We start from the raw sequence: 23,239 nt of genomic DNA, 5'->3' as shown, positions 1-23,239 counted from the left end.
CAGTCTTTCATTGCCCGACGGCGATCTTCTCCCGCGACAGGATGCGATCGAGCGAGGGCGCAAGGCGCAGGAGCTCCTGCGTGTAAGGATGTTGCGGCGACCGGAACAGCGCTTCGGTTTCCGCCAGTTCGACGATCTCGCCCGATTTCATCACCGCCACGCGGTCGCACATCTGGCGTATGACAGCGAGATCGTGGCTGATGAACAGCATGGAGAGCCCGGCGAGGTCGCGCAGGTCCTTGAGCAGATTGAGTAGTTGCGCTTGCACCGAGACGTCGAGGGCTGATGTCGGCTCGTCGCAGATCAGCAGCGAAGGCCGCGGCCCGAGTGCCCTGGCGATCGCAATCCGCTGGCGCTGACCGCCGGAAAACGCGTGCGGGAAGCGTGCACCAGACTCTGCGGGAAGACCAACCGCTTCGAGCAGTGTGGCCGCATCCTGCCGGGCCTCGTCGGCGTTGCCGGCGAGCTTATAGAACAGGATCGGCTCGGAAATGGCGGCATTGATCCGCATGCGGGGGTTGAGCGCCGAATAGGGATCCTGGAACACCATCTGCAGCGATTGTCGGGTCGAACGGTCGCGGCGGCTGCCCAGGGGCGCGCCGAGAAAATCCACATCGCCGCCGCTCTTGGTCACGAGGCCGGCAATGGTGTTGGCGACTGTCGTCTTGCCGCAGCCGGATTCACCGACAAGGCCGAAGATTTCGCCGCGCCGGACATTGAAGGAGACGTCCTTGACGGCCTTGAAGGTGAATGCCTTGCGGCCCGGGATCAGCGAGCCTCGACCATATTCGACGTTGAGGTTGCGCACATCGAGAACGATCTCGTCCGTGCCGCCGGCGTGGCTTTTCGTGCTCGTCCGACGCACGGCGGCACGCGCCTCCAAAGTCACCGGGGTCTCTTCACTGGGAACGGGCAGCCGGTCGAGCCGGACCTCGATCGGCGGGACGGCCGCGATCAGCGTACGGGCATAGGGGGCTTTCGGCGCGCTCAGAACGTCGCGCGTCGCGCCGCTTTCCACCACCAGGCCGTTCTGCATGATGGTGACCCGGTCGGCGATTTCAGCGACCACGCCCATATTGTGCGTCACCAGCAGCACGCCCACGCGGCGCTTGTCGGCGAGCTCGCGGATCAGTTTCAGGATCTGGGCCTGCACCGATACGTCGAGCGCCGTGGTCGGCTCGTCGGCGACGATCAGTTGCGGATCGCAGGCAAGTGCGGTGGCGATCACCACGCGCTGCCGCTGACCGCCGGAGAGCTGGTGCGGATAGCTGCCCAGCCGGCGCTCGGGCTCCGGAATACCCACTGCCTTCATCAGCTCGAGCGCGCGAAGTCGAGCTTCGCGCCGGCCGATCTTCAGATGCGTGAGCATGCCTTCACAAACCTGGCTTTCCACCGTGAACAGCGGGTTGAGGCTGGTCATCGGATCCTGGAAGATTGCGCCGACATCGCGGCCGGGCACGATGCCTTCCGTGCGTCCGGTCCGGACATCGATCGGCTTGCCGGCAATCGTGATCGAGCCGCCGGCGATCCTGCCGGGATGCTGAAGCAAGCCCATCAGGGCATTGCCGACCGTGGTCTTGCCCGCACCGGATTCGCCGACCAGGGCATGGATTTCGCCTGGCTGGATGACGAGATCGATATTGTCGACCGCGACAAGCGTCTTGCCGTTGGCGAGCGGATACTCGACGCGCAGGTTCCTGATGTCGAGAGCGGGAGGTTGGATCCTTTTCATCAGCGTGCCATCAGTTTGGGGTTGAAACGGTCGCGCAGGTAATCGCCGATCACGTTGACAGCGAGAACGAGCACGACCAGTACGGCGGCGGGCATAACAGCAATCCACCACAGGCCCGAGAACAGGAACTGGTTGCCGATGCGGATGAGCGTGCCGAGCGACGGATAGGTCGGTGGCATGCCGGCACCGAGGAAGGACAGCGTCGCCTCGGTCAGGATGGCGCCCGCGAGGTTGATCGTGGCGATCACCATCACCGAACTCATGACATTGGGCAGGATGTGCCTGAGCATGATGCGGCCCGAGGGCAGGCCGATCACCTTGGCGGCGCGCACGTAATCGCGGGAGATTTCCACCATGCTGGAAGCCCGCGCCGTGCGCGCATATTGCACCCATTCATTGATCGCGATGGCGAGGATCAGGATCAGCGGCGCCCATTCGAGCATCGTCTCTGTCCCGAGCTGGGCGCGGGCGATGCCGCTGACCAGCAGCGCGACAAGGATGGTCGGAAAGCTCACCAGGATATCGGCGATGCGCATGACGATACTGTCGATCACGCCGCCGAAATAACCTGAAATCAGGCCCAGGATCACGCCCAGGGTTGCGGCAAACAGCACTGCGCCAAGGCCGATCAGGATGGAAATCCTGAGGCCGAAGAGGATGACCGAGACGAGGTCGCGCCCCTGGTTGTCGGTGCCGAGCAGGAAGCGGGGATCGCCGCCATCCATAAAGGCAGGCGGAAGCTCCATATCCATCAGCGAATAGGACGAGACGTCTCGCGGATCGATCGGCGCGATGAACGGTGCGAGCAGGACGAGCACGACCATGACCGCGAGGATCAGGGCGGCAATGGTCACGGAAACCGGAGGCAACCGGTGCAACAGGGCTTTAGTGGTCATCACTGTGTCCTCAGCCGGGGGTCGATGAAGGTGTAGAGAATGTCGACGATCATGTTGATCACAACGAAGAGGAAGCCGACGAACAACAGATATGCCGAGAGAACGGGGACATCGGGATAGCCGACCGCATTGGTGAACAGCAGGCCCATGCCCGGCCACTGGAACACCGTTTCGGTGACGATGGCGAAGGCGACCAGCTGGCCGATCTGCAGGCCGGTCACGGTGACAACGGGCATCAGCGCGTTGCGCAATGCGAGCCGGCCATAGATGTAGCGGCGCGGCAGGCCGCGCGCGAAAGCGAAGCGGATATAGTCGGAGGACAGCACGTCGATCATTTCCGAGCGCACCAGGCGCATGATCAATGTGAGCTGAAAAAGTGCCAGCGTGATCGATGGAAGGATCAGCGACTTCAAGCCGGAGAGCGTCAGGAAGCCGGTCTGCCAGACGCCGAGGTCGACCAGATCGCCGCGGCCCGACGAAGGCAGCCAGCGCAGGTTGACCGCGAAGACGAGGATCAGCAGCAGGCCGGTCACGAACGTCGGCATCGAAATGCCGACGAGTGTCAGGGATTGCGTCAGCCGCGAGAGGGCGGCCTTCGGCTTCAGCGCGCAGAGCACGCCGAGCGGAATGCCCGCCGCCAGCGCTATGATGGTGGCGACGAAAACGAGTTCCAGCGTCGCGGGCAACCGGGTCAGCAGCAGGCTGACGACCGGCTGCTGGTAGCGGTAGCTGGTGCCGAGATCGCCTCGGAGTACGCGACCGAAGAACTCGACGAACTGCATGACCAGCGGCCGGTCGAGGCCGAGAGTCGCGCGCAATGCATCCTTCTCCGCTTGCGTAGCGCCTTCCCGCACCATGGCGGCGACTGGATCGCCGACGAAGCGGAACATGATGAAGGCGATTGCCGTCACCGCGATCATCACGAGGATCGCCTGCAGCAACCTCACCGACAGAATTCTGATCATCAGCCAATCCCTTCCAGAGCGCTCGGCGAGGCCGGGCCGGGGCCGGTGCGATCCAGTGCGGATGGCACCCATTGGGTTGAATGCGAACCCCCGGACTTCTTGCGTCATCCGGGGGCGTCTCGGGAGAAAACCCGTGCTATTTCAGCTGTGCGAACCAGGGCCGCACATATTCATCGGCGAATTGCGGAATCTCGACCTTGTCGCTCATCGCCCAGGCCACCGGCTGCTGATGCAGCGGCAGATAGAGCACCTGATCGTGGGTGATGCGGAAGGCGTCTTTCAGCATCTGGATACGCTTGGGCTCATCGAGTTCGACCGCAGCGGAACGTGCAAGCTTGTCGATCTCTGGATTGGACAGGCCGTTGGCGTTGCTGCCGCCGAACGTGCCGTCATTGGTGGCGAGCAGCGCCTGGAGCACGCTGTAGCCATCCATTGGCGGAAGCGAAGCCCAGCCGAGCAGATAGATGTCGAACTCGCCCTTGTCGGTGCGCGGGAAATAGGTCGTCTTGCTCTCGGTGCTGAGATCGACCTCAACGCCGACCTTGGCCCACATCGACGCGATCGCCAGGCAGATCTGCTCGTCGGCGATATAGCGGTCGTTGGAGCAGCCGAGTCCGACCTTGAAGCCTTCAGGGTAGCCGGCCTCGGTCAGCAGTGCCTTGGCCTTGTCGATGTCATAGGCAAGCGGCACGTCGATCGACGCGTCATAGCCCGTCACTTCAGGGGCGACCAGCATGCCGGATACGCGCGATTTGCCGCGCATCAGGCGCTTCTGGATCGTGTTCATGTCGAGCGCATGCCACAGCGCCTGGCGCACCTTGACGTCGAGCAGCGGATTGGGCTTGCCCGGCATGGTGTGGAGTTCCGGCCGGAAGCTGGGGACGAGGAAGATCTCGCGCAGCGATGGATTCTGCACCACCTTGAGCCCTTCGGTATTATCGATGCGGTCGATATCCTGCAGCGGCACCGGCGCGATCATGTCGAGCTCGCCGGAGAGAAGTGCTGCGACGCGTGTCGCATCCGAGGCGATCGGGCGGAACTCGACTTCCGTCAGGTTATGCTGCGGCTTGTCCCACCAACCTTCATTGACGGCGAAGACCGACTTGGAATCGGGCTCGTAGGTGACCAGCTTGAAAGGGCCGGTTCCATTGGCATGGTTGCTGGCATAGGTGACGACGCCGGTCGTCGTGTTACCCGGCTTCAGCGCGTCGTGCGCTTCCATCCAGGGCTTGCTCATCATGTAGATGGCCGCAAGGTCGTTGAGCAGCAGCGGATAGGCGCCGCGCAGGATCAAATCGACAGTATAGTCATCGACCTTCTCGACGCCGACAACGGCGGAGAGGTTTTCGCGGTTGCGCGCGCCGGGATCGATCTGGCGCTGGACGGTGGCAACCACGTCGTCGGCATTGAAACTCTGGCCTTCATGGAACTTGACGCCCTGGCGCAGCTTGAAGCGCCAGCGGGTCGGCTCGATCACTTCCCAGGACGTCGCGAGCGCGGGCTCGAGCTTCAGGTCCTTGTTGCGGCGAACCAGCGGGTCGAACACCATGTGCTGCACGCTCTGCGTGAAGCTGTCGACCTGAGCGTTCGGGTCATAAGAGATCACATCGCCGGCCGACGACCAGCGCAATGTCTCAGCGATTGCCGGTGTCGATAGCGGCACCACGATGGCGAGCCCGGTCAGGAGGGCCTTCAAATAGTTGTTCACACGCTTCTCCCAGTTAACGTATACAAATTTTTGAATTTACAGGATACTATCCTTGCGATATTGAAAATACATAAACGGTACACAATTTCAAGCGGCGATTTCGCTTCTGCATTCGTATCTGCGAAATCGCTTATAAACGTTTCCCAGGAGGAGTGCGCGGGATGACCAGACCCTTGTTGATCGAAGGTGGTGTCGTCGTCACCATGGATGCGGGGCGGCGCGTGTTCCAGAAGGGACATGTGCTTGTCAGCGAAGGACGAATCGTAGCGGTCGGCGAGGCGGCAATTGATGCACCGGCGGATGCGGAGTTCATCGATGCTTCCGGGATGGTGGTCATGCCCGGCCTGACCGACACACATGCCCATGCGGGTCATACGCTGACCAAAGGGCTCGGCGACGATTCCGAACAGTGGATGAACGTCACCGGCCGCATCTACGCACAGGCGACCGATTCGGAGTTCTGGGCGGCGGAAGCGGGCCTGTCGGCTTGCGAGCGCATCAAATGCGGTACGACGACATCAGCACTGTTGTTCGGCGGCGGCCCTGACATCATGCGCACGGACGATGCCGAGGCGGCTGAGGCGCATCTTGATGTCATCGCCGATATGGGTCTGCGCGAAGTGCTGGCAGTCGGTCCGAACCGCCGCGACTCGCCCTGGGTCTATCGTAAGTACGGACGGGGATCGTATACCGAATTTGAAATCTCTCCGGAGGCGCAGCTTTCCGTCAGCGCGGCATTGATCGACCGATGGCAGGGGCGGAATGACCGGCTGCATATAGCGATGTCGCTCCCTGTCTTCACCGCGAAGGAACTCGATGATGAGCAGATCCATGCCATTTGCCGGCAGGTGCGCGATCTCGCGCGTCAAAAGGGCGTGCTTCTCGTTCAGGACGGACACCGGGACGGCTCCATCTCCGCCAATGCCGAGCGCCTCGATCTGTTCGACGGCCGCTCCCTGCTTGCGCATTGCATCGATCTGACCGAAGCCGATATTGCCGTGCTCAAGCGCACCGGCGCGAAAGTGGCGCACAATCCGAGCGCGCTGATGTCGGTATCCGGCCGCTGCCCCGCGCCGGAACTGATCGAGGCCGGTGTCACGGTTTCGCTGGGGACCGATGCCGCGGCGCCCGACCGGCCGTTCGACATGTTCCGCAACCTGTTCCAGGCGCATCGCTATCACGCGCGCCATTTCAGGGACGATGCCGTGCTGCCGCCTATGCAACTCCTTGAAATGGCGACGATCGAGGGGGCGAGGGCACTCTCGATGGAAGACGAGATCGGCTCTCTTGAGCCGGGCAAGCGAGCGGATATCCTCCTCGTCAACATGCGCCAGCCGCATCTCTGGCCGCCGGTCCATCCGGTGCAGCGGCTGACGCGCTTTGCCAACGGGGCGGATGTCGATACGACCATCGTCGGCGGCAGGATTCTGATGCGCGGACGACAGCTTGTCGGCATGGATGAGGATGCCATTCTGGACCGCGCGGAGCGGGCCTTTCACCGGATGGCTGAGCGCGCGCAACTTGCGTGAGGAAATCGGAAAGTTTTGATATGACCGCAGATATTCTTGTTCGCAACGTCAGGCCTCTAGGTGGCGAACTCACCGACCTGCTTATCCGCAATGGCCGCTTTTCCGAAGGTCCGATCGAAGGCGCCGTGACGGAGATCGATGGGGCCGGGCAGATCGCGCTACCGGGATTCGTCGAGGCCCACACGCATCTCGACAAGACGATGGTGGGGATGGACTGGTTCCGCAATGAGGTCGGCCCGACCCGCAACGACCGCATCCTGGCGGACCGGCGGGCCAAGCGCGAACTCGGCATCGACGCCCGCCGGCAATCGGCCCGGCAGATCGCGCAGACATTGCGCTATGGCGTCACGCATATCCGCAGCCATGTAGATGTGGATACCGAGATCGGCATCGCCAATGTCGAGGGCGTCGTCGCAACGCGCGAGGCATTCCGCGATCTCGTCGACGTGCAGATTGTCGCCTTTCCGCAGAGCGGCATGCTGATCCGCGAGGGCACGCTTGATCTCATGGAAGAGGCGCTGAAGGCCGGCGCCGATATCGTCGGCGGCATCGATCCCGGCACCATCGACCGTGACCCTGTCCGGCATCTCGACGCGATCTTTTCCCTCGCCGAGCGCTACGGCAAGCCGATCGACATCCATCTGCATGAACCCGGGGATCTCGGCGCATTCTGCCTCGAACTGATCATCGAGCGGGTGCGGGCGCATGCGATGCAGGGCCGCGTGATGGTGAGCCATGCCTATTGCCTCGGCATGCTGGATGGGCCACGACAGGCCTCGTTGATCGAGTCTCTTGCACGGGAGAGGATCGTTGTAATGACGGTCGGCAGTCCCTCCGCGCCGGCATTGCCGTTGCGCATGATGCGGCAGGCCGGCGTCGTCGTGGCCTCCGGCTCCGATGGGATTCAGGGCACCTGGGAGCCGTGGGGCAATGGCGACATGCTGGAGCGGGCGAAATATCTCGCCCAGCGTAACGGCTGGACCAATGATGCCGATCTGGAGGAAGCCGTCCGGATATGCACCTTTGGCGGCGCGGAGGGGATTGATCTGGCCGATTACGGATTGTCGCCGGGTTGCCTGGGCAATGTTGTCCTCATGCCGGCACGCACGCTGGCGGAAGCGGTAGCGCTCACGCCACGGCAGCGCACGGTGATCTGCCGCGGCCGGTTGGTCGTCGATAGGGGCGTATCTATCGTCGAGCCGCCGAATTTCGAATAGGGGGCGGGTCGGATCGCGGCGTGCATTGTATCCAATTCATGGGGGCCAAATGACGTTGGCGGTTGACTTTACGCCGAAGACAACGCGTTGGTAGTATTCAGCCGCAGGCTACACCATCAGGGAATTAAGATTAGGACTATCATGACACCTCCGGTCAGTGAGAAAAGCGAAAAGTCGACGACCTCCAAGTCCGATGCGGTATACCGTACCCTGAAGCGCGCGATCCTAGACCAGGCGCTGGCGGCGGGAACCAAGCTGCCGGAGGACTCGATCGGCGAGCGGCTGGGCGTCAGCCGCACCATCGTGCGGCAGGCCCTGGCGCGGCTGAATGGCGAGGGCCTGATCGAGCAGCGTCCGCACAAGGGCGCCTGCGTGGCCCAGCCCAGTCTTCAGGACGGGCGCGACATTTTCGCCGTGCGCCAGTCACTCGAGGCTCTGGTCGTCGATACGCTTGCCGGCAAGCTTACCCCGCAGCAGATCAAGCAGCTCGAGACGCATGTCGATGCTGAAGACACGGCCCGCGCCAACAATTCCGCCAACTCCATCCAGCTTGCGGGCGAGTTTCACGTGCTGCTGGCGCAATTGACTGACAATGATGTGCTGGCGCGCTATGTGACCGAGCTGGTATCCCGCTCGTCGCTGATCCTGTCGCTCTACGGCCGCCCGCATTCGTCGGATTGCGCCGTTTCGGAGCATCGCGAGATCATCCAGGCGCTTGTCAACTCCGACCGCAAGAAGGCCTGCTCGCTGATGGAAGAGCATATCGACGCCATCACCACGCGGGCATTGCTGAAGGGAAATCCGGAGAAGGATTTTCCCGATCTGCTGGTTGCCTATGCCAGGGCGGAAGGTCTCTAAGCCCCTTCGTTCCAGTCACTTCGCGCATCGGCGCACATCGTCTCGGCCATCATCAAGACCTGAATTGGGCACGCGCCGTCGGCGCGGGCATGATTATCCATTGCGATGCCCGCATCGAACCTCACCGCGGCAACTCGCACGGGACACGAGCCATGATACTCAGGCGGGACACAATTTATCAGCGAACAGCCTACAAAATATTGTGTCCATCTATAGCATAAAATTGCATACACTATCTTGACAACATCGTATGCCGTGTAGGACCTTGTGCGAAAGAGCCGAGGGGCCTGCATGGTAGACGCATCCAATTCGCCTACGATTTCCATCCGGAATGTCAGCAAGAGCTTCGGCAAGGGCATCTATGTCATCCGCGTGCTCGACGATGTCTCGCTCGATATCGGCAAGCGCGAGTTCTTCACGCTTCTCGGCCCTTCGGGCTGCGGCAAGACCACGCTGCTCCGCCTGATCGCGGGCTTCGAGACATCGGATGCCGGCATGATCGCGATCGAGGGGCGGGACGTTACGGCTGCGCCACCCTTTCACCGGCCGGTCAACACGGTCTTCCAGAGCTACGCCCTTTTCCCGCACCTGACGGTCGAGCAGAACGTGGCCTTCGCACTGGAAGAACAGCGCCAGTCGCGTGAGGCAATCCGCACTCGTGTCGGCGAAGTGCTGGAAATGGTGCGGATGAGCGCCTTCGGTGGCCGTCGTCCGGCGGAACTCTCTGGCGGGCAACAGCAGCGCGTGGCGCTGGCCCGGGCGCTCGCGCCACGACCACGCGTGCTGCTGCTCGACGAACCTCTCTCCGCGCTCGATCTCAAGCTGCGCAAGGAGATGCAGATCGAGCTCAAGCAGTTGCAGGAAGAGGCCGGCATCACCTTCCTGTTTGTGACGCATGACCAGGAAGAGGCGCTGACGCTTTCGGACCGGGTGGCGGTCATGCAGTCCGGCCGAATCCTGCAGATGGGCGCGCCGCGCGAGATCTACGAGACACCGACGCACCGCTTCGTCGCGGATTTCATCGGCGACATCAATCTCATGGAAGGCGAGGCGCTGGCAGGCGGCGGCGTGCGGCTCGATGCCGGCGCGGTCCTGCCGCTGACCCATTGCAAGTCGGGCCGGGTCACCGTGGCGATCAGGCCCGAACGCGCGCGTCTCGTGCCAGCGGGCGAGGGCGCGCTGGAAGCCACGATCGTCCATTCGGCCTATCTGGGCACGGCCATGCTTCACAAGCTCGGCCTGCCCGATGGCAGCACGTTCCTGTTGCGCCAGCTGGAATCGTCGGGGTTCGCCTGCGGCAACGGCGAGCGGGTCGGACTGGCCCTGCCGGCGGAAGCGTTGCGGGTGCTGGAGCAATGACCGGTCCGTCCGCTCTCAGAACCTCTCTCCTGCTCTCGCCGGCGTTGGCGGCCATCCTGCTGCTGATCGGCGCACCGCTTGGTCTGATGGCCTGGATATCGCTGCTCGAAAAGGGCGGAACCAGCGGTGTCGACTGGAGTTCGGCACCGTCGCTCGCCAATTACATCCGACTCGTCTGGGAGGAGGATTTCGACGGCACGATGATCGTCAACACCACCTATCTGACGATCTTTCTTCGCTCGGTCGCGCAGGCCGGGGTCACCACGATCCTCTGCCTTGTCCTTGGCCTGCCGGTCGCCCTGTGGATGGCGGGACTGTCGCGAAACGGCCGCGAGATCATGCTGCTTGTGATCACCATTCCGTTCTGGACCAATCTTCTAGTCCGCAACTACGCCTGGCTCATTATCCTGCGCGAGGACGGCTGGACCGCGCAGTTCGTCAATGCCGTTCTACCCTTCGGGCCGGTGCAGCTGCTCTATAACGACATCGCCGTTGCAATCGGCCTGACCTATTCCTTCCTGCCCTTCATGATCCTGCCGATCTACACGGTGTTCGAGAAATTCGACTGGCGGCTCGTCGAGGCGGCGCACGATCTCGGTGCCAATCGCCGCCGGGCACTGAGGCGCGTGGTGCTGCCGATCGCCACGTCAGGCATCGTTGCCGGCTGCCTGCTGGTCTTCATCCCCTGCCTTGGTGCCTTCGTGACGCCGGCGCTGCTCGGAGGCGGCAGGACGCTGATGCTGGGCAACATCATCCAGATGCAGTTCGGCGCCTCGCGCAACTGGCCGTTCGGTGCAGCACTCTCAGTCGTGCCGCTCGCAATCATGTTGATCGCGATGACCGGCATGGCGCTCTGGCGCAACAGGAGGGCGGCATGAACCCCAGGCGCTTTCCGCTGACGCGCGAAATCTCGATCGCAGTTCTGGTTTATCTCTATGTGCCGGTCATCGTGCTGATCGCCTACAGTTTCAATGCGAACCGCACGGCGACGGTCTGGACCCATGCCTCTTTCGACTGGTACGGCCGCATCGTCGTCAATCCCTCGATCCAGTCGGCGGCGACCAATTCCCTGATCCTCGCCGTCTCGGCGGCGACTGCCGCGACGCTTCTCGCGCTGATGGCGGCGCTCGGCACGCGGCGCTCATTCTTCGGTCGCGGCGCCTCCGAGACAATCCTCAACATGCCGCTGATCCTGCCCGAGATCGTCGTGGCGGTGGCGACGCTCCTGCTGTTCGTGTCGCTGGGCATCCAGCTCGGCATGGGGGCGATGATCCTGGCACACACGGCCTTCTGCATCCCTTTTGCTTACCTTCCGATCCGCGCCCGCCTCGAAGGCATCAGCGGGGTTTACGAAGAGGCGGCGCAGGATCTCTATGCCAACCGCTTCCGCACCTTCCGCCGCGTGACGATGCCGCTCCTGTGGCCGGGCGTGATGGCTGGGTTCATGCTGGCCTTCGTCACCAGCCTCGACGACTTCCTGACCTCGTTCTTCCTCGCCGGCCCCGGCACCACGACGCTGCCGGTCTACATCTTCTCGGCCATCCGTGCCGGCATCACGCCGGAGATCAATGCCATCTCGGCGGTGATGCTGATGGTTTCCGTCCTGCTCGTTTCACTGTCGTTTTTTCTCGGCCGTCTGCGCCGCTAACAAGGAGGAGTACCGCATGTCCCTGAAATCCTGTTTCGGCGCCGCCCTGGTCGCCGTTGCCTTTCTCGCCTCGCCCGCCGCAGCGCAGGAGGCCGAGAAGACACTCTATTTCTATAATTGGACGGACTATTATCCGGTCGATCTGCTGAAGAAATTCGAGAGCGAGACCGGCATCAAGGTCATCCTCGACGGCTTCGACAGCAATGATACGCTGCTCGCCAAGCTGCAGTCGGGCGGCACATCCTACGACGTCATCGTCCCGAGCGACTATGTCATTCCCGGCCTCATCAAGGACGGCCTCATCAAGAAGATCGACACCCATTCCATGTCGAACTACGTCCATATGAAGGACGCCTTCAAGAACCCGGATTTCGACCCGAAGCACGAATACTCCGCACCCTATCTCTGGGGCGTGACGGGCCTCGCCTATGACAGCGCCCAGGTCGAGGGCGGCAAGGTGGAGGCGAGCTGGAAGGAATATTTCGAGCCGCGCGCCGATCTCGTCGGCAAGGTCGCGGCACTCGACACGGCCAGCGACGAGATTCTCGCGGCTTCGCTCTATCTCGGCATTCCGCAATGCACCGAAAGCAACGACGATGCGGCAAAGATTCTCAAGCTGCTTCAGGACCAGAAGGACAAGTTGAAACTCTACAGTTCCGACAGCACCGTCGACCGCATGGCCTCGGGCGAGGTCGCCATGTACCATGTCTGGAACGGCGCTACCGCGCGCGCCACGGCACAGCGCAGTTCGATCCGCTTCCTCTATCCGAAGGAAGGCACGCCGATGTTCCGCGACAATTTCGCAGTTCCGGCAAACGCACCGCATCCGGAGAACGCCAAGATCTTCATCAACTGGATGATGGCGCCGGAGAATGCTGCGGCGGTGTCGAACGCGATCGCCTATGCCAACGCCATCAAGTCAGACGAATTCTTGAACGAGCAGTGGCGCAATATGGAAGCGATCAACATGCCGGCGGAATATTCCGACCGCCTGGTGCCGACGCAGGATTGCAGCCCAAAGGCGCGCGAACTGCGTGACCGGATCTGGACCCGCCTGAAGGGCTGACGGCCAACGGCGCGGTCCGTAAGGGCCGCGCCCCTATCTCAAGAGGCAAGCATGATCACGACCTATTCGAACCTGTATGATATCGATGGAAACACCATCGGCATAAGCTGCGCCGACGGCAAGATCCGGGAGATCGGCCCCGATGTGACCGGTCCCGACGCCATCGATTGCGGTGGGCGGCTGGTTCTGCCTGCTTTCGTCGAACCACACGTGCATCTCGACAAGACGCTGTGGGGCGAGGCCTGGCAGCCCGGCCAGCGGTCACCGAGGCTGCGCGACTATATCGATAACGAACGCAAGGTCCTGTCCGCCAACCAGACGGCGCCGGACGAGCGCGCCGCACGCTTGCTCACGGAGATGCTGCGCCACGGCACGACGGCGGTGCGGTCGCATATCGACGTGGCACCCGACATCGGACTCTCGCATGTCGAGGCGATGTTTCGGCTGCGCGATGACTGGCGCGACAGGATGGACCTGCAATTCGTGGCCTTTCCGCAGCAGGGTCTCCTTTGCCGTCCGGGCACAGCGGACCTCATCCGTGAAGCGATGGACATGGGTGTCGAAACGGTCGGTGGACTGGATCCGGCGGGCATTGACGGCGACCCCGAGGGGCAGTTGCGTTTCATCTTCGATCTCGCGGTCGAGAAGGGTGCCGGCATCGACATCCACCTGCACGACAAGGGCGAGCTCGGCGCCTGGCAGATCGAGCGGATAGCCGACCACACGGAAGCATCGGGTCTCGCGGGCAAGGTGATGATTTCGCACGCCTATTGCCTCGGCATGATTTCCGGCGCCCGTCTCGAGAAGATCGGCCGCAGGCTTGCGGATCTCAGTATATCCCTGATGACCTCGGCGCCGGCAGATGTCGCCGTGCCGCCAGTGGAGGCGCTTACCCAGATGGGCGTGACCGTATGCTGCGGTTCGGACGGCATCCGCGATTCCTGGTCACCCCTGGGCAATGGCGACATGCTCGAGCGCGCCTTCCTCACCGCCTTTCGCTTCGACTGGAACACGGACGAGGATTTCCGGCGCGCGATCGGCTGCGCGACCGACGCCGCGGCGCGCGCCATCGGCCTCGCGGACTACGGCTTGAAGCCCGGCAACCGTGCCGACTTCGTGATGATCGAGGCCATCAATGCCGGCGATGCCCTCTGCCGCCGGCCGGGCGGCCGTCGCGTCGTGCGACGCGGCGCTATTGTGGCGGGCTAATCGGAACGAAATCATGGACATAGACTTCACTGCAATTTCCGGCCCGGACAAGTATCGGCTGCTCACCAATTTCGTCGGGCCGCGGCCGATTGCGCTCGTCGGCACGCGCTCGCCGGCGGGCCACAACAATGCCGCGCCGATGAGCTTCTTCAACGTCTTTTCGCATGAGCCGCCGCTGGTGGTGCTCGGCATTCAGGCCCGCGGCAACGGCGACGAGAAGGACACGGTCGGCAATATCCGCCGCACCGGCGAATTCGTGGTCAACATGGTCGACATGTCGATCGCCGAGGCGATGATCGTCTGCAGCGTCAACTTCGCGCCTGACATCGACGAAATCGCTTTCGCCGGCCTGACGCCCATTCCCGGCAAGCAGATCGAGGTGGACCGGATCGCCGAGAGCCCCTGCAGTTTCGAATGCCGGCTGGAGCGTATCATCGACTATCAAAGGCGTGTTCTTGTCATCGGCGAAGTGGTGCAGATGCACGTACATGACCGGTGCCTCGATGCGCAGGGGCGTTACGTCAATCCCGAGACCTACCAGCCGATCGCCCGGCTCCATGCCGACAATTACATCACCTCCGACCGGCAGTTCGAGCTCACCAAGCCCGAGGCGCTGCTACCCTATGAAGCGCCGCAGGTGACGCCGAGGCCGGAAAGGGCCGTCCGATGATCCGCATCCATGTCATCAATCCCAACTCCACCACCTCGATGACCGACCAGATCGCCCGCGCGGCAGGCGCCGCAAAGGCCGACGGTACCGAAATCGATGCGGTGACCGCAAAGGGAACGCCCGCCTCCATCGAAGGCTATTCCGACGAGGCGATGTCGGTCCCGTCCATGCTGTCGGCGATCCGCGAGGCCGAGGCGCGCGGTGCTTCCGCCCACGTGATTGCCTGTTTCGACGATCCGGGCCTTGCCGCCGCCCGCGAAGTCGCGGCCGGTCCGGTCATCGGCATATGCCAGGCGGCGGTGCAGGTTGCCGTCACCATTGCCGCTCGCTTCTCCGTCATCACCACCTTGCCCCGGTCGGTCCCCGTCATCGAGGATCTCGTCGCGCATTACGGCGCCAGTGGCCGTTGCCGGCGGGTGAGGGCAGTGGACTTGCCGGTGCTTTCGCTTGAGGCCGACGCGGCGACTGCGCGGATGAAACTGTTGGCGGAGGCTCGGGCAGCGCTGCGCGACGATGGCGTCGATGCGATCGTTCTGGGTTGCGCCGGCATGGCGGAGCTCTGCGAATGGCTGTCGCGGGAAATCGGCGTGCCCGTCATCGACGGCGTCACGGCTGCGGTGAAGCTCGCCGAGGCGATGGCGGGCGGCGGGTTCCGCACGTCGAAGGCGGGCGCCTACGCCTATCCGCGTGACAAGTCGGCGGATCTGGCGGCTGCACCTGCGCTCGCGCATTGATACCTTCCTTTACAAAACCTCATTGAGGAGACGCTCGTGAACTTGACCGATCTCACCCTCGGCACCCGTCCGGCCGGACGAACAGCGCTATCGGCGCGCTGGATCGTGGCTCACGCCAATGGACGTCATCATCTCCTGCGCGACGGCGAGGTCGTCATCGAAGGCTCCGAGGTGCTCTATGTCGGGGAGCGCTTTCCGGGTGAGGTTGCGCGCCGCATCGAACTGGGGGACATGCTGATCTCGCCGGGCTTCGTCGATCTTGATGCCCTGTCCGACCTCGACACCACGCTGTTGACGGTCGATTACGGTCCCGGCTGGGCCACCGGCCGCGTCTGGCCGCGCGCTTACGTCGAGCGCGGGCCCTATGAAATGTATTCGCCCGAGGAACTGGCCTTCCAGAAGCGTTTCGCCTTTGCCCAGCTGCTGCTTAACGGCATCACCACCGCGCTGCCCATTGCCTCACTCTTCTATCGCGAATGGGGCGAAACGGTTGCCGAATTCGATGCCGCGGCCGAAGCCGCCGGAGAGCTGGGCCTGCGCGTCTATCTCGGTCCCGCCTATCGCTCCGGCGGCATTGTTTGCGAAGCGCCCGATGTGCTGGAGCCGATCTTCGATGAGGCGCGCGGCCTGCGCGGATTGGAGGACGCTCTCGCCTTCGCCGGCCGTATCGCCGGGCGGCACCAGGGTCTCGTACAGGCCATGCTGGCTCCGGACCGCGTTGAGACCAGCACGCTTACCCTGCTGAAACGGACCATGGCTGCGTCGGCGGAGATGGGACTGCCGGTCCGGCTGCATATGGCGCAGGGCAAGATGGAGCGCCGGACCATGGCAAAGCTGCACGGCATGACCGCGCCGCAATGGCTTGCACGGCACGACCTTCTCAACGATCGGCTGATCGCTCCGCACGCGGTCGAGGCGGAGCCGGAGGATCTGGAACTCTATGCCGCGCATGGGGTCACGATTGCCCATTGCCCGCTGGTCTTCGCCCGTGATGGCGGGATACTGCGTTCGTTCCGCCGTTGCCGCGATCTCGGCGTCCGGATCGGCATGGGCACGGATACGGCCCCGCCCGACATGGTGCTCAACATGGCGGTCGGCCTGATGACCGGGCGGATCGCGGAAGGTGGGGTCAAGGGTATAGCCACGTCGGAAATCTTCGACGCTGCCACGATATCAGGCGCCGATGCATTGGGGCGCCCCGATCTCGGTCGACTGCAGCCCGGCTCGAAGGCGGATATCGCGATCTTCGACCTTAGCGACCCCCGCTTCGCGCCGACCGTTGATCCCGTGCAGTCGCTGATATTTGGTGCGACCGGTCGTGTGACGCGTGCTGTCTTCGTCGACGGCCGGCTTTCGATGCGCGACGGCGCAGTTGCGGGATTTGACGTCGAGGCAGGCCGACATCGAGCGCAGGCACAGTTCGAGCGGATGCATGCAAAGTATCCGGAGCGAAGCTGGGGGCACCCCAGGCTTGAAGACATGTTCCCGCCGACATATCCCCTGCTTGACATCACGTGACGGCATGCGCCGAGCGCATATCCTCTAACCCACGGAAATGTCCTGTCTCTTTGGCGCGGCCAATGATCGGAGGTTCGTCCGGGGAAAATTTGGTGGAGCTAAGCGGGATCGAACCTCAGCTGCCAATGGCATTGAAAACAAAGAGAAATTTTACGCGTCTTAGTCTGCTGCTGTAGCAATTCCTGTAGCAGATCCAACAAGCTTCGGCAACTACCTCGTCGCAGGATGCTCCTCTCACAGATCCGCGTTTTTGATCGCCGCCACTTTTTAGGATTGGCAGAAACAGTCGACGGGACCACTTACGTCAATGATACCTACATCCGGCTTCGCCAAGCTTGGTGTTTCATCAGTCCATACGTCGGCGGCGGCCTCTTTAGCTATGGCGGTCGTTGGAATCGAGTTGGACTTCATTGAAGGTTCCGTTTTGAAGGTTAGTATCAAATATTCCGCAGAAAAAAACAGAGATAATAGCGACGAATAAATATATCGAGAATTTAATTTCACTATAGTAAGTATATTAGAATATAAATATCAATTTATACGTCGCTATAGATACTTGAATACTATAAATAGTGACGAGCTCTGCGCAGGTATCACCCTGTGACGGACATTAGATGCATGCTAGCATCCGTTTAGCAAATCATCTACCATGAATTCAATGCGTTCTGATCTGTCGAAATTGCCGCTCCACGCCCTGCTGCAGCTGGTGTCGGACGCTGGCGCGGCTTTGGCACGCCTCGACGAGCGGATCGCCCGTTCGCCGGTCGGAGCAGGGTGGATTGAGCGATCCCACTTTGCCGACGCCTGCGCCTCGCTCTCGGTCGACGGCGAACTCGTCCATCTCGAGGACCTGGTGTTGCACGATGCCGGTGCCGATATCCGCGCCCCGACCCATGAATTGACCATCACCCGCGAAGTGCTGCGCGCTCGTCGCCGCATCGCCGCATCGCCGCATCGCCGCGCAGCCCCAGGCTGGGCGCTGAGCGTGGATGGCGTGCGAAGCCTGCGTGGTCAGGCATGGCCTGGAGCATTAGATAGTGCCAACTCAGTCGCGAAGGACGGCATGATCGTGGATCTCGACACTGTTAGCGCAGGGGAGGGGGAGCGGGACGGCGACAACGTCGACGATCCGCTGGCGGCCGCGTTTGCCGCCATCGATGCGGCTGTGGCGCGCTCGGAGACGGCGTTAGCGGAAGCCAAGGCGCCGGGCCGGCGTGTCGTGCAGGACCGGGATCCACTGGTCTACGATCTCGACTGGGACGAGGACGAACGCCTGGACGAATGGCGCGTCGTTTTCGACGAGACCGATGGTCTGCCACCGGTGCTGCGGGCGATTCTTCTCCTCGATGCCTGGAACAATCTGCAGGTCTTGCAGCACGCGCCCTGGCTCGGCCGACTGCTGGCGGCCAGTCTTCTGCGCCAGGCCGGCCTGACAACGGCGGCGCATCTCGCCACTTTCAATCTCGGCCTGAAATCCATTGCCGTCGATCGCCGCTGCCACCCCGGCCGCAACACGCGACTGCCGGCACTGCTCAACGGTCTCGTCGCGGCGGCAGACCTCGGGCTGAAGGAGCACGATCGGCTGGCGCTTGCCCGCCAGGTTCTGGAGCGGCGTCTGATCGGGCGGCGAGCCTCGTCGAAGCTGCCGGAACTGATCGACCTGGTGATGGCGCGGCCGCTGGCCTCGGCCGGTATGGTGGCCGAGGCACTCGGCGTCACGCCGCGGGCGGCACTCAGGATGGTTGAGGAACTCGGGCTCAGGGAGATGACGGGGCGGGGGCGGTTTCGGGCGTGGGGGGTTATTTGAGGTGTCCGATCGCCGTTGCCGTGACTCCTGAGAGGTCGGAAGAGATCATGGCTCTGTCGGAAGGCGTTCCGGCTCCAGTCATTCCGGGATCACGGCTGTTACGTTTCCAATTTACGGGTCATTGACTTCCAATTGTCATACCGCATAGTTCCAGCCGTCGGAGAATCGGAAAAGGCATGTACAAACGGTTCGTTGAGCATCGGGTAGAGGAAGCCCTGTCAGATACCCCGGTGGTCCTGGTCGTGGGACCACGCCGGGCGGGCAAGACCACACTTGTCCGTAGGATGGGTGAGGCCGGGCGGACCTATATCACACTCGACGATCAGACGGCGCTGGACGCCGCGCAGTCCGATCCGGCCGGTTTCATTCGCGGCCTGGATCGCGCGATCATCGATGAGATCCAGCGCGCACCCGATCTGCTGCTTACGATCAAAAAGACGGTGGACGAGGACTATCGTCCCGGCCGCTTCCTTCTAACCGGCTCGGCCAATGTGCTCACCTTGCCGCGAGTTGCCGACAGTCTGGCGGGCCGTATGGAAACCATTCGGATGCTGCCGCTGGCTCGCGCTGAAATAGGAGGCCGATCGCCGACTTTCCTGGAACGCCTGTTCGCAGGCAAACTTCAGGGAGACCGGGAGGCGATTGTTGGTGAGGATCTCATCCAGCTCGCGCTGCTCGGGGGGTTTCCAGAGGCGATCAGTCGTGAGAGCGAGCGGCGGCGGCAGGATTGGGCGAGGTCCTATTTGACGTCCGTTCTGACTCGCGACCTGAGAGACATCGCCGAAATCGAGAAGCTGACCGAACTGCCGAAATTCGTCCGGCTGGTGGCTGAGCATTCGGGGCAATTGGTCAACTATTCTCAGTTCGGCTCCAGCATCAATGTCAGCCACAAGACAGGACAGCGTTATGTGGCGCTGCTGGAACAGGTCTTCCTCGTCTCGACACTGCAGCCCTGGTACACGAACGCACTGAAACGGATCGCCAAAACGCCCAAGCTGCATTTCCTCGACTCCGGCCTTCTCGCCACCGCACGCGGATTGAGTTTCGATCGGGTGAAGGCGGACCGAGGCGTATTTGGCGCGCTTCTGGAGAGCTTCGTGTTTGCCGAAGTGCTGAAGCTAATGAGTGCCTCCGACCTGCGACTGACGCCTTATCATTTTCGCGACCAGCAGATGCATGAGGTGGATATCGTCCTGGAACGCGACGACGGCATGATGGTGGGGATCGAAGTCAAGGCGTCAGCGACCGTGAAGTCCAGCGACTTCGCGGGGCTGCGGACCTTGGCCGAAGCGTGCAAGGATCGTTTCGCCTACGGCGTGGTGCTCTACGACAGCAGCGATCTTGTGCCCTTCGGAGACAAGCTGGCCGCAGCGCCATTGTCCGCCTTGTGGGGTTGATGATTATGCGACGATCGGCAAACGTATACCGCACAAGGCGCGCCCAGCGAGCCTGCTTTGGGATGGAGTCGCGAAGGCCACACAAGGCGAATGGTCGGAAAGCAGCCGAGGTCCGCTTCGCGCCCTCAAGTCGGCCGTTAAACCCCTTTTTTGGGCGTCGGCCAGAAGCGGACATTCGAGCAGCTAGCCAAGTTGGCACCTTCGCGCCCATTGCGAGGACACTTTCAGAAGTGCCGAACGGATAACCGGATCGGCGATGCTCCAAGACCTCGAGTCGCACGTCCCCCGAGCAATCAAGTTACAACTTGTCATTGCCATTTGCCTGTAATATTATAGAAGTAATCGGGCCGGGGGGCGGCGCGATGTTTAAGATTTATTACAATATATGTCTGTGCCTTTCAGCGATGGCTTGTGTGGCAATCGCATCTCTCGCCCTATTGCAGGGAGGCGAAGCCTCGGCGCAAAGCCGTGTACCACGTGTCTTGATCCTCTACCCCTACGACGAAAGGGTGCCTGCGACGAGCGTTGCAGGCCAGTCTGTCAGAACCCACCTGATGGACGCGACTGACGGAAAGCTCGATCTCTTTTCGGAATTCCTGGATCTCGGAAGATTTCCACAAAGCGCTCACCTTGATCGAATGTCGCGCTACTTGACTGAAAAATACGTCGATCATCAACCGGACGTCGTCATCACTTTGGGGGAGGCGGCTACCCAGTTCATGAATACGCATGGACGTCGCATAGCGCCTGACGCGCGGATCGTCTACGGAGGCTTCGACAAGGAGACGGCCGTCGAACTCAAGCTACCGACCAGCGCTGTCGGAGCCGTATCCGATTTTGAGGTCGAAAAGACTGTTTCGCTTGCGATGCGGCTTCAACCAAAAGCGAAACGGCTGGTTATCATGGCCGGCTCATCGGACTTCGACCAGCGTTGGCTCCGTAGCGCAAAAATGGGCTTGGTCAATATAGAAAAGGCAATTGAAACCACCTATGTCACCGGTCTTTCCATTGAGGAGTTTGCCGAACAGGCAAGTCGATTGCCCGATGACACCATTCTCGTGGTGCTCACGATCATGCAAGATCGCAATGGTCGCAATTTCGCGCCTCGAACTGCGCTGGACCAGATAGCTGCGGTTGCGAGCGTTCCTGTTTATGGTCCCTATTCAACCTACATCGGCTCTGGTGCAGTCGGGGCGAACTCAGTCACCTTCGAGTCCGTTGGAGTGGCCATTGCGAAGTTGTCGCTCGACATCATAGCTCATCGCCCTGTCTCGAATGTCGAAGTCCAGCCTCGTTATCTCGTCGATGCCCGCCAGATGCAGCGATGGGGACTTTCGGAGTCCGACCTGCCACCCGACACGATTGTGTCCTTCTCGGAGCCCTCACTTTTTGATCAATTCTTCCCCCAAGTGATGGGAGGGCTTGCATTCATCCTCGCCCAGAGCGTTGTCATAATAGCCCTGGTCTTTGAGCGCCGCCGGCGCGGGCGGGCCGAAAGAGAATCTCGCAGCCGCCTTCATGAGTTGATCCATCTCAATCAATCCGCAACGGCCGGCGCCCTGGCTGCATCCATGGCACATGAACTCAACCAGCCATTGGGCGCGATCCTGATCAATGCGGAGACTGCCGAGCAGCTGCTTCGCAGCGATGCGCCTGATGTTTCCCTCATCCGCCAGATACTTGTCGATATCCAGGACGATGACAGGCGCGCGGGCGACATGATCGCTCGCATGAAGGGCCTGCTCAAGAAACGAAGCGAAATAGAATGGCAGGAGTTCGATCTCAACAACGTGGTCAACAGCGCCGCACAAATCTTGCAGGCGGATATCGCTCGCAAGCGCGTACATTTGGAGATCGCCCAAGATGGGAGAAAGCTTCTCGTTCGAGCGGATCAGGTGCACCTCCAGCAAGTGGTGCTGAATTTGGCCACCAACGCCATCGACGCCATGCAGGAGTTTCCTGTAGCCGACAAGAAATTGAAGTTTGAAACGCGGCTCGATTTGCCGTCCGGAAAAGTCGAATGTGCGATATCGGATTCAGGAGGAGGGATCGCAGCGGAGAAGCTAAGTTCCATCTTCGAAGCTTTCTATACCACCAAGGCAAAAGGAACCGGCCTTGGTCTGTCGATTGCGCGTGCTATTGTAGAAATCTACGGCGGAAGGATTTGGGCTGATAATCTTCCCGAGGGGGGAGCAGTCTTTAGATTTGCATTGCCACATGCACAGGGGCCGCTACCATGATCGATCCAACGGTCCACATTGTAGACGATGACAAGCCCTTCCGGGCTGCGGTCGGACGGATGTTGGAAACATCGGGTTTTACGGTCATAGGCTATGGCAGCGGCCAAGAGGTATTGGATCATCTGCCCCATGGTCCGGGCTGCATCCTCCTGGATCTGAACATGCCGGGGCTTTCCGGTCTGGAACTGCAGGACAGGCTCTCGCAGGTCGCTCCACTTCTGCCCATCGTTTTCCTCAGCGGGGCAGGCAGTGTCTCGACAAGCGTTCAGGCCATGAAGGCGGGAGCACAGGACTTTTTGGAAAAACCGGCCTCAAGAGAAGCCGTGCTCAACGCGGTGCGCCGGGCCTTATCGCGGGGTGACAACTTGCGTCTGGAAAAAGAGAGGCTTGACACTCTCCGGGCGCTCTTCGATGACTTCACCCAAAGAGAAATGCAAGTCTTCAAGCAAGTTGTTCGTGGGCGCCTGAACAAGCAGATCGCCTTCGATCTCAATACCTCCGAGCGGACCATCAAAGCCCATCGGCACAACATCATGGAAAAGCTTCGTGTACGCTCACTGGCGGAGGCCGTATCCATCGCCGAGAAGCTCGGGTTCCTCGACGCAGCCGATTAATTTCCAGGGCGTCACTTCCCCAAAGTACAGTATCGCAGCCGACGGAAATGCATACACTAGATTCCTTCTGAG

Annotated in this window: 19 protein-coding genes; 15 read left to right on the top strand and 4 right to left on the bottom strand. The window is 61.7% G+C overall.

Features of this window, described 5'->3' with window-relative positions; all coding sequences use genetic code 11:
* Positions 1 to 7: 7 nt before the first annotated feature.
* The 4 genes from ACSQ26_RS19935 to ACSQ26_RS19920 form a co-directional block, all read right to left on the bottom strand.
* Positions 8 to 1,732 (bottom strand): dipeptide ABC transporter ATP-binding protein, encoded by a 1,725-nt coding sequence (locus ACSQ26_RS19935; RefSeq protein WP_436011913.1) that lies wholly within the window; start codon positions 1,730 to 1,732, stop codon positions 8 to 10.
* Positions 1,732 to 2,628 (bottom strand): ABC transporter permease, encoded by an 897-nt coding sequence (locus ACSQ26_RS19930; protein ID WP_436011911.1) that lies wholly within the window; start codon positions 2,626 to 2,628, stop codon positions 1,732 to 1,734. The genes ACSQ26_RS19935 and ACSQ26_RS19930 overlap by 1 nt, the downstream gene beginning before the upstream one ends.
* Positions 2,628 to 3,593, bottom strand: a complete 966-nt coding sequence (locus tag ACSQ26_RS19925; RefSeq protein ID WP_436011909.1) for an ABC transporter permease — start codon at positions 3,591 to 3,593, stop codon at positions 2,628 to 2,630. Before ACSQ26_RS19925 ends, ACSQ26_RS19930 begins: the two co-directional genes overlap by 1 nt.
* Positions 3,594 to 3,729: 136 nt before the next feature.
* Positions 3,730 to 5,301 (bottom strand): ABC transporter substrate-binding protein, encoded by a 1,572-nt coding sequence (locus ACSQ26_RS19920; RefSeq protein ID WP_436011907.1) that lies wholly within the window; start codon positions 5,299 to 5,301, stop codon positions 3,730 to 3,732.
* A gap of 161 nt (positions 5,302 to 5,462) precedes the next feature.
* Here ACSQ26_RS19920 and ACSQ26_RS19915 point away from each other — a divergent pair, with 161 nt between their 5' ends.
* The 15 genes from ACSQ26_RS19915 (at position 5,463) to ACSQ26_RS19845 (ending at position 23,167) form a co-directional block, all read left to right on the top strand.
* Positions 5,463 to 6,830 (top strand): amidohydrolase family protein, encoded by a 1,368-nt coding sequence (locus ACSQ26_RS19915; RefSeq protein ID WP_436011905.1) that lies wholly within the window; start codon positions 5,463 to 5,465, stop codon positions 6,828 to 6,830.
* Between the two features lie 20 nt (positions 6,831 to 6,850).
* The gene (locus ACSQ26_RS19910) at positions 6,851 to 8,047 is read left to right on the top strand and encodes an amidohydrolase family protein (RefSeq protein ID WP_436011903.1); all 1,197 of its coding nucleotides are present in this window, start codon (positions 6,851 to 6,853) and stop codon (positions 8,045 to 8,047) included.
* Between the two features lie 141 nt (positions 8,048 to 8,188).
* Entirely contained in the window at positions 8,189 to 8,905 is a 717-nt protein-coding gene (locus ACSQ26_RS19905; RefSeq protein WP_436011901.1) for a GntR family transcriptional regulator, read from the top strand.
* Positions 8,906 to 9,196: 291 nt separating this feature from the next.
* Positions 9,197 to 10,264, top strand: coding sequence for an ABC transporter ATP-binding protein (locus ACSQ26_RS19900; protein ID WP_436011899.1), 1,068 nt, complete (start codon positions 9,197 to 9,199; stop codon positions 10,262 to 10,264).
* The gene (locus ACSQ26_RS19895) at positions 10,261 to 11,142 is read left to right on the top strand and encodes an ABC transporter permease (RefSeq protein WP_436011897.1); all 882 of its coding nucleotides are present in this window, start codon (positions 10,261 to 10,263) and stop codon (positions 11,140 to 11,142) included. The genes ACSQ26_RS19900 and ACSQ26_RS19895 overlap by 4 nt, the downstream gene beginning before the upstream one ends.
* Complete coding sequence (locus ACSQ26_RS19890; protein ID WP_436011895.1) at positions 11,139 to 11,912, top strand: ABC transporter permease; 774 nt, start codon at positions 11,139 to 11,141, stop codon at positions 11,910 to 11,912. Before ACSQ26_RS19895 ends, ACSQ26_RS19890 begins: the two co-directional genes overlap by 4 nt.
* A 16-nt stretch (positions 11,913 to 11,928) precedes the next feature.
* Positions 11,929 to 12,978 (top strand): extracellular solute-binding protein, encoded by a 1,050-nt coding sequence (locus ACSQ26_RS19885; RefSeq protein WP_436011893.1) that lies wholly within the window; start codon positions 11,929 to 11,931, stop codon positions 12,976 to 12,978.
* Between the two features lie 51 nt (positions 12,979 to 13,029).
* Positions 13,030 to 14,187: an amidohydrolase gene (locus ACSQ26_RS19880; protein ID WP_436011891.1), complete on the top strand. Its 1,158-nt coding sequence runs from the start codon at positions 13,030 to 13,032 to the stop codon at positions 14,185 to 14,187.
* Positions 14,188 to 14,200: 13 nt separating this feature from the next.
* A complete protein-coding gene (locus ACSQ26_RS19875; RefSeq protein WP_436011889.1) occupies positions 14,201 to 14,857 on the top strand; it encodes a flavin reductase family protein in 657 nt (218 codons plus the stop codon).
* The gene (locus ACSQ26_RS19870) at positions 14,857 to 15,591 is read left to right on the top strand and encodes an aspartate/glutamate racemase family protein (RefSeq protein ID WP_436015366.1); all 735 of its coding nucleotides are present in this window, start codon (positions 14,857 to 14,859) and stop codon (positions 15,589 to 15,591) included. Before ACSQ26_RS19875 ends, ACSQ26_RS19870 begins: the two co-directional genes overlap by 1 nt.
* Before the next feature lie 36 nt (positions 15,592 to 15,627).
* Positions 15,628 to 17,109, top strand: coding sequence for an amidohydrolase family protein (locus ACSQ26_RS19865; protein WP_436011887.1), 1,482 nt, complete (start codon positions 15,628 to 15,630; stop codon positions 17,107 to 17,109).
* 649 nt (positions 17,110 to 17,758) lie between these two features.
* Positions 17,759 to 18,916 carry an RHE_PE00001 family protein gene (locus ACSQ26_RS19860; protein ID WP_436011885.1) on the top strand — a complete coding sequence of 386 codons (1,158 nt, stop codon included), beginning with the start codon at positions 17,759 to 17,761 and terminating at the stop codon, positions 18,914 to 18,916.
* Between the two features lie 176 nt (positions 18,917 to 19,092).
* Complete coding sequence (locus tag ACSQ26_RS19855) at positions 19,093 to 20,313, top strand: ATP-binding protein (RefSeq protein ID WP_436011883.1); 1,221 nt, start codon at positions 19,093 to 19,095, stop codon at positions 20,311 to 20,313.
* 362 nt (positions 20,314 to 20,675) lie between these two features.
* On the top strand, positions 20,676 to 22,553 hold the full coding sequence (locus ACSQ26_RS19850) for a sensor histidine kinase (protein WP_436011881.1): 1,878 nt from the start codon (positions 20,676 to 20,678) through the stop codon (positions 22,551 to 22,553).
* Positions 22,550 to 23,167: a response regulator transcription factor gene (locus ACSQ26_RS19845; protein ID WP_436011879.1), complete on the top strand. Its 618-nt coding sequence runs from the start codon at positions 22,550 to 22,552 to the stop codon at positions 23,165 to 23,167. Before ACSQ26_RS19850 ends, ACSQ26_RS19845 begins: the two co-directional genes overlap by 4 nt.
* Positions 23,168 to 23,239: the final 72 nt, after the last annotated feature.

The organism is Rhizobium sp. LjRoot254 (assembly GCF_964254105.1).
Classification (GTDB): domain Bacteria; phylum Pseudomonadota; class Alphaproteobacteria; order Rhizobiales; family Rhizobiaceae; genus Rhizobium_E.
Note: the sequence above shows the minus strand (reverse complement) of the source record. Positions and strands in the feature narration are given on the sequence as shown.